The sequence below is a fragment of the Sphingobacterium puteale genome, from assembly GCF_003627955.1.
Taxonomy (GTDB): Bacteria; Bacteroidota; Bacteroidia; order Sphingobacteriales; family Sphingobacteriaceae; genus Sphingobacterium; species Sphingobacterium puteale.
In genome coordinates, this window is the sequence record NZ_RBWS01000017.1 from 15,568 (window position 1) to 29,315 (window position 13,748).

General features: G+C 38.1%; 13 protein-coding genes. 6 read left to right on the plus strand and 7 right to left on the minus strand.

The features are described 5' to 3' along the window. Positions 1–625: 625 nt before the first annotated feature. The 6 genes from D7322_RS20405 to D7322_RS20430 form a co-directional block, all read right to left on the minus strand. Entirely contained in the window at positions 626–1,291 is a 666-nt protein-coding gene (locus tag D7322_RS20405) for a TetR/AcrR family transcriptional regulator (protein ID WP_121126085.1), read from the minus strand. A gap of 85 nt (positions 1,292–1,376) precedes the next feature. Further along, complete coding sequence (locus D7322_RS20410; protein WP_121126086.1) at positions 1,377–2,651, minus strand: aminotransferase class I/II-fold pyridoxal phosphate-dependent enzyme; 1,275 nt, start codon at positions 2,649–2,651, stop codon at positions 1,377–1,379. Between the two features lie 1,014 nt (positions 2,652–3,665). Further along, positions 3,666–4,316, minus strand: a complete 651-nt coding sequence (locus D7322_RS20415) for a DedA family protein (RefSeq protein ID WP_121126087.1) — start codon at positions 4,314–4,316, stop codon at positions 3,666–3,668. A gap of 240 nt (positions 4,317–4,556) precedes the next feature. After that, entirely contained in the window at positions 4,557–5,705 is a 1,149-nt protein-coding gene (locus D7322_RS20420; protein ID WP_121126088.1) for an AhpC/TSA family protein, read from the minus strand. Positions 5,706–5,776: 71 nt separating this feature from the next. Beyond that, positions 5,777–6,352, minus strand: a complete 576-nt coding sequence (locus tag D7322_RS20425) for a hypothetical protein (protein ID WP_147430502.1) — start codon at positions 6,350–6,352, stop codon at positions 5,777–5,779. Between the two features lie 122 nt (positions 6,353–6,474). Further along, a complete protein-coding gene (locus tag D7322_RS20430) occupies positions 6,475–8,145 on the minus strand; it encodes an ABC transporter permease (protein WP_121126090.1) in 1,671 nt (556 codons plus the stop codon). A gap of 73 nt (positions 8,146–8,218) precedes the next feature. Between D7322_RS20430 and D7322_RS20435 the strand changes: the two genes are divergently transcribed. The 5 genes from D7322_RS20435 (at position 8,219) to D7322_RS20455 (ending at position 12,453) form a co-directional block, all read left to right on the plus strand. Next, positions 8,219–8,671, plus strand: a complete 453-nt coding sequence (locus D7322_RS20435) for a DinB family protein (RefSeq protein WP_121126091.1) — start codon at positions 8,219–8,221, stop codon at positions 8,669–8,671. A gap of 47 nt (positions 8,672–8,718) precedes the next feature. Next, positions 8,719–9,186, plus strand: coding sequence for an OsmC family protein (locus D7322_RS20440; RefSeq protein ID WP_121126092.1), 468 nt, complete (start codon positions 8,719–8,721; stop codon positions 9,184–9,186). Positions 9,187–9,351: 165 nt separating this feature from the next. After that, positions 9,352–10,587 (plus strand): TCR/Tet family MFS transporter, encoded by a 1,236-nt coding sequence (locus D7322_RS20445; protein ID WP_220700138.1) that lies wholly within the window; start codon positions 9,352–9,354, stop codon positions 10,585–10,587. Positions 10,588–10,728: 141 nt separating this feature from the next. Further along, positions 10,729–12,024 carry a DUF389 domain-containing protein gene (locus tag D7322_RS20450; protein WP_121126093.1) on the plus strand — a complete coding sequence of 432 codons (1,296 nt, stop codon included), beginning with the start codon at positions 10,729–10,731 and terminating at the stop codon, positions 12,022–12,024. Positions 12,025–12,123: 99 nt separating this feature from the next. Beyond that, a complete protein-coding gene (locus D7322_RS20455) occupies positions 12,124–12,453 on the plus strand; it encodes a DMT family transporter (RefSeq protein ID WP_121126094.1) in 330 nt (109 codons plus the stop codon). 35 nt (positions 12,454–12,488) lie between these two features. Here D7322_RS20455 and D7322_RS20460 read toward each other — a convergent pair whose 3' ends face one another. After that, entirely contained in the window at positions 12,489–13,211 is a 723-nt protein-coding gene (locus D7322_RS20460) for an SDR family NAD(P)-dependent oxidoreductase (protein WP_121126095.1), read from the minus strand. Between the two features lie 123 nt (positions 13,212–13,334). On the opposite strand from D7322_RS20460, the gene D7322_RS20465 reads away from it, so the two are divergent. Beyond that, positions 13,335–13,622, plus strand: coding sequence for a hypothetical protein (locus tag D7322_RS20465; RefSeq protein WP_147430503.1), 288 nt, complete (start codon positions 13,335–13,337; stop codon positions 13,620–13,622). The last annotated feature ends 126 nt before the right edge of the window (positions 13,623–13,748 follow it).

Sequence of the window (13,748 nt, forward strand, 5' to 3'; positions counted from 1 at the left end):
ATATGCCAAAAATAGCCTGAGAGAAAATGAATGTCTTCTTGCACTAGATATTGATTTCTGTGTGACAATAGGTTGTGTAATCACCTGATGCCCATGGGATAATTGACAGATTGACATGCTCTCCATTAGCACTTGAATAAGAAAAAGAGCGGTTCCTTTTGGTAACTGGGCAAATGATATTATACAGACAGTCATTTTCTTATACATGTTCATGATAGGAAGTATGAATAAGAAATAATTGATCATTGGCAGTCTACTGCCTATTATTACTGATGAACTGGCTGAGCCAAACCTATAAATAATCCTTCCACCCCAGGAATATAACAAAGACGGAAAGCATTTTCGTACTGTACAAACTCTCCGACAGTTGAACTCCATGTTTGACAAGTCTACTTAATCGCTTATCAATATGCAATCGATAAATATTGCTCTTAAGTAACCTAATGAATTCATTGGGCCGTTCGGATGGTCAGATATGACAGATTATACTGCCTCCTTCAAGTTTTAGGCCGAGTTCCGTTAAAAATAAAATGGCTTTGTCGAGGGGGTCTACGACGATACCAATATTGTGCATTCTTAGTAATTTGCTCTGTTGTGCCATAGCAATATATTTAAGAAATAAAGTTTATTTCAGTGAATTGTTCTCAGATGAAGTTTCTTTTGTCTGTTCTCCGTATGCCCAGGAAAGAATTGTTTTAACCGCATTGCGTATTCTGTTTAATCCGTCTTCATTTAATTCAATTTCACAAAAGGTGCTATCCGTATTTATTGAATGTAGTACTAAATAATAAATTCCTGCTGTTAAAATACTACTAATAGCCCTTAAATCAACATTTTTATCTTTCATTTCCTGATCAGCAAATGCAAAAAACAAAGCGCTCATCTTTTCACGTTCTCTGGTAATCTGAGACATAATTTCAGATTTTTCACTTATTTGCCACAGAACTGCTTTTTGCATTTCAGTATTCTCCAAAAAACTGTCCATTTGGTTTAATAACAACGATTCCAAAAAACCTTTTGATCCTTCCGTTGGTGCGGTGCCGAAGTATTCAACAGCACCGAGAGTTGCTGATACCCAATAATCTTTACTTCTGATGTATGTTTCCACTAAATTGTCAACCGAACCGAAATAAAGTGAAATAAGTTTCCTGTCAACACCAGCAGTTTTAGAAATGTTTGCTATTGTCAAACCTGTGTACCCTTTATCTCTAAGCACTTGGCCTACAGATAAGATAAGTTTGTTCATGGTACGTTCTTTATCGTTCTTCTCTCCTTTATAAGTTTTACGCATCTGTTGTCTATATGGTATTGATCTGAATACCTAAAATTAATGATTCAGATCAATATAATAAATAATAAAAAATTATATAATTAATTTATCTTGATTTTTTTAAACTTACTACTTTGCTAATGTCTTCCAGTACGTTTAATACTTTATCCAAGTGTTCTTTTGTATGGGTGGCCATCAGGCTTGTACGAATACGGGCATCCTTTTTTGCTACACCGGGATAGACGATGCAATTGGCATAGACCCCATTTTGTAACAACATCCGCGATACCTGAGCGGTTCGAATTGGGTCACCGATTTTTATCGGGATAATTGGAGAGGATGAGGTTCCGATATCTGCACCGAGTGACAATAGCCCTTCTTTAAAATAGGTGACATTGTCTTTGAGCCTAGCGCGCCAAAAGGGCTCTTCATCAATTAGATCAATCGCTTTTAATAAACCAAAACTTGCCGGTGTTGACGTAGATGAAAATACCTGTTGTCTGGATTGATAGCGAAGGTAATTAATGATCTCCGGAGTTGAAACGATAAAACCTCCAATATGACCCAACGCCTTACTCAGCGTACCGGCAATAATATCTACCTTATCCAAAAGGTTGTAGATTTCAATAGCGCCCCTGCCATGATCGCCCATAACCCCTATACCATGCGCGTCATCGACCATTAAATATGCACCATATTTTTTTGTCAACGTATGAATCTCATCCATCTTCGCTAAATCTCCGTTCTGAGAATATACGCCATCAATGATAACCAATTTGGTTCTAAATTTACTTTGCGCCTCAGCTAATGCACGTTCAAGATGAATCATACTATTATGTGGAAATCGCTTGACGTTTGTATTTGGCAAACCTTCATATACACTAGCATGTACTTCCATGTCAACGATAGCGCAGTCTTCTTGCTTCAATAAACTTAGTAAGGTCGAGCTATTTGCAGTATATCCAGTTGTAAAAACAATACTCGATCCTTCAGGACGATTGAAAAATTCACACAGCTTCCGTTCTAAAGCCACATGATATTCATGATGTCCTCCGATTAACGGAGACGCTCCCGCTCCCGTGCCATATTTTTCAATTCCTGCTATTGCAGCAGCTTTCACTTTTGGATGTTGAGAAAAATTAAGGTAATCGTTTGATACAAGACTTATACATTCAGTCGGTTTAGCTAAAAATGGAGAAGTTACAATAGCCGTTGGCCCACAGCCTTGAGTTATAAATCTAAAGTTAAGATGCTCATTTTCTTTCATGTAATTTATATAAGAATCGAAATACTTTGCAGCATCCATCATATCAAAACCAGCAATATTTTCAAATTCTTTAAAACTTGCTGTAGCAAAATCAATTTGTTGGTTAATTTCCATTGATATCTTGTTAGGTATTCATAATAATACTATAAATATAAAGTAAAAATTAGATTACTCATCTTATTAAACATTCATTTATAAAAATTTCCTGACAGACCTTTATAAGGTATAGGACAATGTTAATCTTGTCTTGGCTATTGGTAATATAAAATGAGGGATTATGCTAGTAAATGACAAAAAAGAAGTATATATTAACAAAAGCTTTAACTTCAACAGAAGGCGGTTGAGTTACGTCATTGTATGAAAAAAGGAGTTATTAAAAACAACAGCGGGTAGCCCCTACAGCTACCCCTGTTATATTATACACCTACCTACAGTATACATATCATATCTACATTTTTATAGGACAAATACATCCTTATAAGTCCACTTAGCAGTTTATAAGAGCTGAATAAGTGAAGAACGCCTCAATGATATACAAATATATAAAAATAATTTCCCTTATGTGTTAAAATTAAAAAAAATAATAAAAATGTGTAATTCGAGTCATAGACACTATATGTGGTAAATATTGCTGTCTGCTATTTCTTCTTTAAAACTATAGTTATTATATTTTTCATCCCTGTAAGAAAATAGTAAATATTAGATGTGTTGAATAATAAATTTTCTCAAAACAAGGAATATTGTAAATTATTGTTATAAATATGAAGGGTATAAACGTTTGGAATCACTAATTGTTACTTTATGCTATATTTTAAAGTAATTGACGATGTGGTTTACGTAAAGGTATTTATAGGCTGTGAAGGAAAAATGGCTACTTATCTATTGATTTGTAGCCATTTATGATAGGTATACTGTAGGGTGCTTTGTAATAGTGCTGTAAATGTAAGAAAAATACACCAAAACATTTCTTTTCTGTGAAAAAAAATGTTTAAAACACAGGTGAAATTAGTGAGAATATGGATAATAATTTCTTTAGATATTTTTGGCAAATTACTGGGAATATCTATTTTGCGTTGATCTTTCAGATTTTTAGATTTTTTATAGAATGACTAGATATTTGATCAGATCTTATTGAATAATTTTTGCCTTATCTTTTGATGCAAAAGCTTTTATAATGACCGGTGCTGTCGCAATCAGAACAATAACGATAATGACGAGCTCCAGATTTTCTTTTACCCAAACATTCTCACCTAACAAGTAACCGAGAGTAACTAGGCTTCCTGACCAGATAATTGCTCCAATCACGTTGTACAGTACAAATTTTTTGAACTCCATACCAACGATGCCCGCAACGATTGGTGCAAAAGTTCGAACAACAGGAAGAAACCTCGCGAGAATAATAGCTCCACCACCTCTTTTTTCGTAAAACTCCTGTGCTTTATAGATATAACTTTTCTTGAAGAACCAGCTATCTTCCATACTCATTATTCTTTTTCCAAAGACCCTTCCGCACCAGTAGCCAACAAAATTACCCAGAATTGCGGCCAATGACACGAGTACAATCCAATAAAGCAATGTCGGTATTTGTTCTGATGGAGGAATTGTCATGTTAGAAACAATCATCCCCGCGATGAAAAGAATCGGATCACCAGGAAGAAAAAATCCAATGAGGATACCTGTCTCGGCAAAAATAATAAACAACAGCAGATATAAACCTCCATGGTTAACAATCCAGTCTGGATTTGTGAGGTTATTTAAAAATTCAAAAAAAACATCCATCAAATAAATCGAATAATATCAAATACAAAACAATCTGCCTTCACTCCAAATTTAAAGTACGCTGCGCCGATCAAATTGGATTACAGCCCAAATATCCTAAAGCTATGTGATCTTTAATTAAAGGCGCAAGATAGAAAATCAGCTGCAATTGCAGGCAATTTTTTACACTTATTTTTGGAACAATAGAGCATGTTCCAAAAAAACGCAATTTGCTGGCATTTTTGACATACGATAGGGATATTACTTAATTGCTTGTAGGGTAAAGATCGTTTTCAATTTATTTTGCAGATCTTCGCCTCTTAGATTTCGTGCGATTATTTTACCGTCAGGACCTAATAGAAAACTGGCTGGAATGGAGTTGATTCCGTACAGCTTTGCTGCTATGCTGTCCCACCCGCCCAAATCCGAAACCTGGGACCATGGCAGCTTATCTTCTTTGATCGCTTTAATCCAGGCTTCTTTGCGTGCCGCATCATCTAAAGATATGCCAAGGATCTCAAAGCCATTATCATGGTATTTTTTATATGCTTCTACAAGATTGGGATTTTCCGCGCGGCAAGGTCCACACCAACTTGCCCAAAAATCAATGAGCAAATATTTTCCCAAAAAATCCGAAATTTTAATCGTTTTCCCATCAGGGCTTTTGAGGGCGAGGTCCGGGGCAATCTCCCCGATTTTTGTTTTGGCGAGGGAAGCCAGCTGAAGTGGAATAATCCGGCCTAGAGGACTCTCTTTTAAACCCGGTGAAAGACGTTCAAATGCTGACTCAACTGCCTCGGCAAACTTCTCCTGACTTGCAACAAAACTTAAACTAATGACACTGAGGTATGAATTGGGGTGTTTCTTCGCAAATGCCAGATGGGTACTGTAATTTTCATCCATAAGAAGCTTCTCCCGATCTACAAAATGGGCGAATAGCACAGAATCCTTCTGTTGCTCAACTGGCAGTTTTGAGAACTCTTTGTTTAACGCATCGAATTTTCCGTCAAGACCTTTTTTCATTCGTTGGAATTCCTCATTTTCCAGATTCAGCTTCGATCCGCTCAAAACGATATTTTTGAGCGAGTCTTTGGCATTCATGACAATATCAGCGGCCTCTAGGTAAAAGCGAAAGTAATCCAATTTTTCACGGGGCTGCAGTTTCGTTACGTATGGATTTTTATTTAGGTAAAGCGCGGAATAAATTGGATAGCTGAGCCTTCCCTTAAATGCAAAATGTCCCGCTTTGGTTTCTGTTGAATCCACATATGAAACACCGTCACTGTTGTAAACCAGAAAAAGTTTACTGCCATCTTCCAGCTGTTCTACTTTGCCTGTAATCGAGTAGTGATCTTGGGCGATGCCCAAAACTGGAAATAATAGCAATAGGCATAGGAAGGGAGTTTTCATTAAGCTGCTTTTTAGGTCTATTAATCAATCTATTGCTAAAAATAGTAAATTTATTGCAATCTGACCAATAACTAAATATCCTGGAGTATAAGTGTGTCGGAAAATAGCCTCTTTGCCATAGGGATCATTTGCGTAACTTGATTCTGCCCGCCAATTGGCACTGATAGATAAGGATCCTTCATCCCATACAATGCCGGATCTTTAATCTTCATGCTCATTTTGGAGCTATTTTTTCCAAGATAACGCCTAAAACAAATTTCCTGAATATCATTGATAAAGATAAACTGATAATCGCTTGTCCATATCCCGTTAGGGGCCAATCTGACTGCTGTTTTCTCTTTGAATGGCATCAAAGTAAACTTTACACCAATAAAAAGGACAAAAATACCAGCAATTGACTGCTCGCGAAATATACCAATCGCGGAAAAGCAAATGACCAAACCAAAAATAAGCGTAAATAATATATTGGGGCTTACCGTAAATGTTACTTTATAATTTATTACGGTTTTACTTAACGCACGCTGATGAATAATTTCATAACGTTGTATAAACTTCATTTTTTTAGTATCCTCAAACCAGCTCATGAAATAATACACATTGATCAGCACGGTGCCAATTACACAGAAGCTTAATCCGGTTTTTTTCATGTTTAACAAATAATACATGAAAAGATTGATGGCAACGTATAAAATATTGTAAGCTAGGATCGTATAAACTCTTTTATTTTTCATGCTGATTCAACGAGCTGTAAAGATAATCATTTCATCTATCACTCATCCCGCAAGGAATCTACTGGATTAGCAAGAGAAGCGCGTATAGACTGATAGCCTACAGTCAATATCGTAATTCCGATTGCCAAAGTTCCCGTCATCGCAAAGATTTCCCATCCCGGGCCAATTCGATAAGCATATTCCTGAATATAACTATTCATAGCCCAATAAGCAATTGGAAACGCAATCAGGCAAGCAATACAGACCAATAGAACAAATTCACCAGATAACATCCGGGCAACTGAAAATACAGATGCGCCATGTATTTTACGGATGCTGATTTCTTTTGTTCTGCTTTCAACCATATAGGCTGCCAGTCCAAACAGGCCGAGACAAGAAACAAAAATAGTAAGTGCAGTAAATATACCCGCCAATCGCTCCGTCCGTTGTATTTCATGAAATTTTTTAGCATACTCCCCATCTAAAAAATGATATTCGAGGGGATAATCAGGATTGTACTCTTTGAATATTTTAGCTGTCTTGCTTAGCGCATCTGCCGTCGTTAATAAGGTATTGAATTTAATATGAACAACCCCCAATGGTGCTGCTGCACCCTCTATAACTGTTGGTGTAATTGGGTTAAATGGTGATTCTTGAATAAAATCTTTGACAATAGCGATAATTGTATACTTCTTGTCTCCGTCCACGATATAGCTGCCGATCGGCTGCTTAAGTTTCATAACCTTTGCAGCTGTTTCATTGATTATAGCGGCCATCGAATCCGTAGGAAAACGTCGAAGATCAAAATCACGTCCTTTGATTAGTTCGAGGCCTGTGGTTTCGATCAATCTGTCATCAGCTGACTGTCGATTAAACGGAATGATGCTATTGGGGTCTTTTCCTTCCCAGGATGCGCCGCTCCACCCACTCCACCTCTCTGTCATTGGTGACATAGTCCTGGTTACGGAAGTCGCAATTCCCTGCTCAAGTAAAGCTTGCCGGATTAATGCTATATTTTTCGCAATGGCCCCTATCTCCACTACATAGACCAAATTATCTTTTTTAAAACCCACATCACGATTTTGAGCATGCTGAATTTGTTGCCGGATAACCAGCGTACTGATGATCATCACGACAGCGATGACAAATTGGGAGACAACAAGTACTTTTCGTGGGCTTATCCTTTGTTTGATATAGATAAACCTACCTTTTAGTACACGGACGGGATGAAAAGCGGAAAGAAAGAATGCTGGATATCCCCCAGCCAGCAAACCAGTTAAAAAAATAAATATAACTCCGGTAGTCAGGAATTTGATCTGATTGAGCGGAAGCGTTAGTTTTCGCCCTATTAAATCGCTAAAACTCGGCAATAATAGGATGACGATCAAGATGGCGATAATAGCAGACACCGATACCAGCGCGATTGATTCCGTTAAAAATTGCCAGACCAGAGACATTCTCTGTGCACCCACAACCTTACGTACCCCGACCTCCTTTGCTCTTCTTTCACTCTGTGCGGTGCTTAGATTGACAAAGTTGATACAGGCAATCAGTAAAATAAATGCGGCTATACAGATAAAGATCCTTACCATTTCTATTCGTCCGCCTATAACAATACCATTTTTGTAACTGTTATAAAGATAAGTTTCTCCTATAGGCTTCAGGAAATTGTCATTTTTGACATCCGCATGTGCCTTTGAAATAACAACTGTAGCTAACCGGCTTATCACAAAATTAATTAGCGCAACTGTATTTACTTACATATTCTTGTGTATATTTAATGCCTAAACTAAGTAATTCATAATGTCAAATCCGCTGATACAATTATGGTTATATAACGATTGGGCGAATAATTTGCTGATCGAAAAAATGAAACAGGACGCTGAACGTATTCCTGCAGGCTGTTTACGCTTATTAAGCCATATCATGAATGCACAGCTGATATGGCTATACCGGCTGAATGGCGAAAAACCTCCTGTAGGGGTATGGGATGAACATACTCTGTTAACTTGTGAACAATATCATCAGTTAGCTTCCTTGGGGTTTACAGAGAAGGTCTACGCTGATGAGTGCAAGATCATGGAAACCGTAAACTATACCAATACCAAGAGTGAGCAGTTCCAGAACTCTTTTGGAGATATTCTTTTACATGTATTTAATCACGGTACATATCATCGGGCACAAATCGCTGTGGAAATGCGAAGGAATGGACTTGATCCCATCAATACCGATTACATCTCTTTCGTTAGGACGTAATCGTAACTCCAGCAGTAGAAACTAATAATACCCAAAATTTTCATAACATGGCTTTTAAACATTATTTTAAGGCTACTTTAAGATGGTTTCATCAACAAAAGCCTGGATCAGGCGCAAAGTTATATCCTAAGAGTCACCGGATTTCTATCCAGGGCAAAACGGATTTACAGCTTTCTGCAGCAAAGGCCTTTAAGGGTGATCCGAAATTATATAATCCGGAGGATCTGTTGTTGAGTAGTCTCGTCTCTTGCCATATGATGTCTTATCTATATGTCTGTTCTAAAAATAACATTGAAGTAATTTCCTATACGGACAATGCTGAAGCAGTTTTAGAAACCGGTCCCGATGGCAGCGGTCGGTTTGTTCAGGTTGATCTATATCCAGAGGTCAGTATATCTGATCCCACAAAGATCGTTTTGGCGCTATCATTACATCATGAAGCGAATCGGCTTTGTTTTATAGCCAATTCCTGTAATTTTCCCGTACGACATCATGCAGTTTGTTCTGTCTGCTGACAAAAAATAACCGTTTCGCAGAATTCGCTTTTCAGCACGACTGAAACAGATTATATCGAGTTCGATCTTTTGTTAATTGACTTTCTCTTTTGAGCTGATAGTTTATCAAAAATTAAGTTTTTAAAATTCAGACGAATTTTTTCAGGTTTTTTCTATTTTTAGGCCATGATTGACAGCTCGAAAAAGAAGGCCGCCATAGGCTTTATATTTATTACTCTACTTATTGACATCACAGGATGGGGTATCATCATTCCTGTTGTTCCCAAGCTTATTGAGGAACTTATCCATAGTGATATCAGTGAGGCCGCAAAGTATGGTGGCTGGCTCGGTTTTGCTTATGCGTTCACTCAATTTATATTTTCACCAGTGGTGGGAAATCTGAGCGATAAATATGGACGGAGACCGATTATTTTAATTTCCTTATTCGGTTTCGCGGTGGACTATATATTTCTCGCCCTTGCTCCTTCGATCGGCTGGTTATTTTTAGGACGGGTGATTGCCGGGTTAACAGGGGCAAGTTTTACAACCGCCAGTGCTTATATTGCGGATATCTCTACGGATGAAGACCGGGCGAAAAATTTTGGACTCATTGGGGCCGCTTTCGGATTGGGCTTTATTATTGGGCCTGTAATCGGTGGATTGCTCGGACATTATGGCGCAAGAGTTCCTTTTTACGCTGCTGCTGGATTATGTTTATTGAACTTTCTTTACGGATATTTTATTCTTCCTGAAAGCTTGGATAGAGATAAGCGGCGTGCATTTGACTGGAAGCGTGCCAATCCGATCGGGTCATTTCGATTCTTAGGAAAACATCCTGAAATTTCCGGCTTGATTGTAGCTTTGATATTGATCTATATTGCGGGGCATGCTGTACAAAGCAACTGGAACTTTTTTACCATGTATAAATTTGACTGGACAGAAAGAATGGTCGGTCTCTCTCTTGGTGTTATTGGTCTATTGATAGGCTTGGTCCAGGGCGTTCTGATACGCTGGACAACACCAAAACTTGGTGAACAAAAAAGCATTTATTATGGATTGATATTTTACGCCTTAGGGCTATTGCTGTTCGCATTTGCCAGTCAGGGCTGGATGATGTTTGTCTTTCTGATCCCCTACTGCCTGGGCGGGATTTGTGGTCCGGCACTACAGTCTGTAATTACCAAAAATGTTCCGTCAAATGAACAAGGAGAACTTCAAGGTGCATTAACCAGTTTAATGAGTGCAACATCCATTATAGGTCCGCCGATGATGACCAATTTGTTTTACTATTTTACACACGATAAGGCACCCTTTAAATTCTCCGGAGCCCCGTTTTTTCTGGCGTTTGTTTTAATGACTATTAGTGTGATTATTGTGTATTCAGCTTTTAGACGTAAGACTAAGGAGCGGCTTGGAGGTTAAGCCGCAAAGACATTTTACCACGAGAGTGCCAAGTTCATCCTATATGTAACACTACTTATTTATTATTCTAAGTTAGTAAAATTGCTCTTTTAAGAATAATGATTTCTCTTGTGTATATTCGTATAGGAAAAAACGATCCATATGAATAAAATAATTCGATTTTTTGATTTACATCCGGGCGAAGAGCGTAAAGAGGCTGTGCTTGATAATGTCATCAACAATATTTCATTCCGCGGAGCCAATGCATGGATTTTGGCCTGTGCCATTGTTATTGCCTCAGTTGGCCTCAATGTGAATTCAACGGCGGTCATTATTGGTGCCATGTTGATATCCCCGTTGATGGGGCCAATTGTGGGGGCAGGATTTGCACTTGGAACATTTGATTTTCAATTGTTAAAGAAGTCAATAAAAAATTTGTTGATCGCAACATTGATTAGTTTGATTGTGTCCTATTTTTACTTTCTCCTGAGCCCATTTAAAGAGGCACAATCCGAACTGCTCGCCCGTACCTCACCCAATATCTATGATGTACTTATTGCGCTTTTTGGAGGGCTAGTAGGCGTTATCGCCATAACTCGTGTGGATAAAGGGAATCCCATACCGGGAGTGGCTATTGCTACAGCCCTAATGCCGCCACTCTGTACTGCGGGTTATGGGCTGGCTATTGGAAACCTGAGTTATTTTGCAGGAGCTTTATTTTTGTATATCATCAATTGTGTATTTATCTGTATAGCTACATTTACGATCGTAAAATACCTGAGATATCCCAAGAAACATTATGTTGATCCAAGAAGAGAAAAAAGGATAAGTCAAAGCATCACGCTGATTACTCTAGCCTTGGTTGTCCCAAGTTTATATTTCGCATATAATCTCCTGCAAGAAAAGAAATATACAAACAAGGTTAAACAATTTGTTCAGCAACAGTTTAGCGATAAGGGCTATACAGTGGTCTACGAAAAATTGTTTACCAAGCCAAAGCGTTTAGAGCTAGCTTTTTTAGCGAAGAAATTTAGTGACCAAGAAATTGCCACCTTGAAAAAATCCATGGTGTCATTTGGAATCGAACATACCGATCTGGTCATCCGTCAGGATAGCTTCGACTTAAAGACAACGATTCTAAGTGAAATTGATAAACGAAGCGCTGCCGTTAATGATAAGGATTTAACGATTCGGGCACTGAATAATGAACTTGCCAGGTATCAGGTCGCAAGTCCGCAATTGGACCAGGATCTATTGGTGCTTTTTCCAGAGCTACAGTCGTATAGCATAGGACAACAACAATATTATGCAAAAAAGGATAGCCTTGCGAATCTCATTGCCTTTATCTATTCGTCAAAAGATCCTCTAGCTGAATCGCAACAGATCAAATTACGCCTTTGGTTAAAAAACCACTTTCCAAAAGATAGCCTTGAGCTTATAGATCGCAGGATCAAATAGAATCCAAAAGAATTTCACAATGATCAGTACTGCTGTTTTTTAACATTTGTAAAATGTTAGTACGTCCGTGATACGGATCTTTGTCTAAAAGAACAAGATATGAACTGGATAATTTTGATCATCGCCGGATTGTTTGAGGTTGGCTACACTTACAGTCTGGGCAAAGTAAAGGAAGCCACAGGAAATGCTATCTATGTCTGGTATGGAACATTTACGTTATGCCTAGCCATTAGTATGGTTTTATTGATCAAATCCGTACAAGGACTTCCCTTAGGAACCGCTTATGCAATATGGACGGGTATCGGAGCTGTCGGCACAGTCATTATAGGAATCCTTGTATTTAAAGATCCCGTAAGCTTCTGGCGTCTATTCTTTATCGGTACGCTAATCGCTTCTATTCTTGGATTAAAGTTTGTAACTGGCCATTAGAACAATAGGGATCCACATCTCCTGCATTCGGATTATTAAACATTCCTGTCATTCATTGCCGGCATATGAATCTCTTTCACACAACTTGCTTTTGATGTCGAGATAATAAATCTTAACGCCTGAATGACATCCGATAATGGTATAAGATCGTCATTTGTTTCCTGAGTGGTCATTCCCAGATTATTCTCGTTATCAGGCGCTGTGGCCAGATAACCAAGATTCAATATAGATACTGCAATCTGATCGGGTCGAAGTTGTTCTCTCAATGCATGAACCACACCCCGCAGCGCAAATTTTGTTGCTGAAAACGCAACTTCCCTTCCATTGTGGTTGTCAAGCCCCCACGTTGAACCGATCAAAATAATTTTGGCATTATCGGCCTGCTTCAAATTATCCAATGCTGATTGAATATTTAAAATACATGAAGTAACGTTGGCATTGATCAGGCCACTAATCTCCTCTACCGGAGAAGACGCAAAATCATACTCGTCACTAAAAGCGTTATTCTCCCAAATACCGACATTATAAATAAAATAGTCAATTTTCGTATTTTTTATCCTGTCTTTGATTACGTTAGCAGCCTCCACAGGGTTGGATAGATCAGCCGGCACCCAATACACATTTGCGTTGTCTTCCAAATAATCGGGTTCACTTCTGGACACTCCAAATACAACATCAGACGGATCTGGAAGCTGCAGTGTGATTGCCCTTCCCAATCCCTTACTAATGCCAAAAATAAGATATGTTTTCTTTTCCATTGTATTACAAATATAAGGTAAGAACCCTCTTTCCTATGGAATATTCCGAATTATTTTCGATCACATGAAAGCAGAAAAAAGCTATAAGAAACAACAAATTGATATTTTCGGTGTTCTATGTTTATGGAAAGACATTATAACAAAGGAAACACGATTTCAAGTGGTCATAGTACCCACAAAGGTAAGGCTGCAAGAAAGTATATTGTCAGTGAAATTATTCTTAATGGCGAGCTTGTTGGTGTGGGCATTTATTATGATGGAACCGACGAACTTCGAGCCGCCGTTGTGGTAAATGATCAGGGACAGGGTGTCGAAATCCGCAATCTCCATGATGAACACTACCCAGAAGCACAATCAGATGATGACCTCGCGGAGCTCTGGCCGCTCTATGAAAAACTCGTGGCGAAATAAACGTCAGCTCTTTCCAATTCAACAATCTTCTAAAAATATATAAAATCTATACTTATATATGGATAAGTTTAAATATTTCAGTTTTAATGTATTTAATATTTATACGATTATATTTATATATTATAC

Bases quoted from the DNA above. Each gene is read 5' to 3' on its own strand.
- D7322_RS20405 (WP_121126085.1), bottom strand. From the start codon at position 1,291: ATGCGTAAAACTTATAAAGGAGAGAAGAACGATAAAGAACGTACCATG.
- D7322_RS20410 (WP_121126086.1), bottom strand. From the start codon at position 2,651: ATGGAAATTAACCAACAAATTGATTTTGCTACAGCAAGTTTTAAAGAA.
- D7322_RS20415 (WP_121126087.1), bottom strand. From the start codon at position 4,316: ATGGATGTTTTTTTTGAATTTTTAAATAACCTCACAAATCCAGACTGG.
- D7322_RS20420 (WP_121126088.1), bottom strand. From the start codon at position 5,705: ATGAAAACTCCCTTCCTATGCCTATTGCTATTATTTCCAGTTTTGGGC.
- D7322_RS20425 (WP_147430502.1), bottom strand. From the start codon at position 6,352: ATGAAAAAAACCGGATTAAGCTTCTGTGTAATTGGCACCGTGCTGATC.
- D7322_RS20435 (WP_121126091.1), top strand. From the start codon at position 8,219: ATGTCAAATCCGCTGATACAATTATGGTTATATAACGATTGGGCGAAT.
- D7322_RS20440 (WP_121126092.1), top strand. From the start codon at position 8,719: ATGGCTTTTAAACATTATTTTAAGGCTACTTTAAGATGGTTTCATCAA.
- D7322_RS20445 (WP_220700138.1), top strand. From the start codon at position 9,352: ATGATTGACAGCTCGAAAAAGAAGGCCGCCATAGGCTTTATATTTATT.
- D7322_RS20450 (WP_121126093.1), top strand. From the start codon at position 10,729: ATGAATAAAATAATTCGATTTTTTGATTTACATCCGGGCGAAGAGCGT.
- D7322_RS20455 (WP_121126094.1), top strand. From the start codon at position 12,124: ATGAACTGGATAATTTTGATCATCGCCGGATTGTTTGAGGTTGGCTAC.
- D7322_RS20460 (WP_121126095.1), bottom strand. From the start codon at position 13,211: ATGGAAAAGAAAACATATCTTATTTTTGGCATTAGTAAGGGATTGGGA.
- D7322_RS20465 (WP_147430503.1), top strand. From the start codon at position 13,335: ATGGAAAGACATTATAACAAAGGAAACACGATTTCAAGTGGTCATAGT.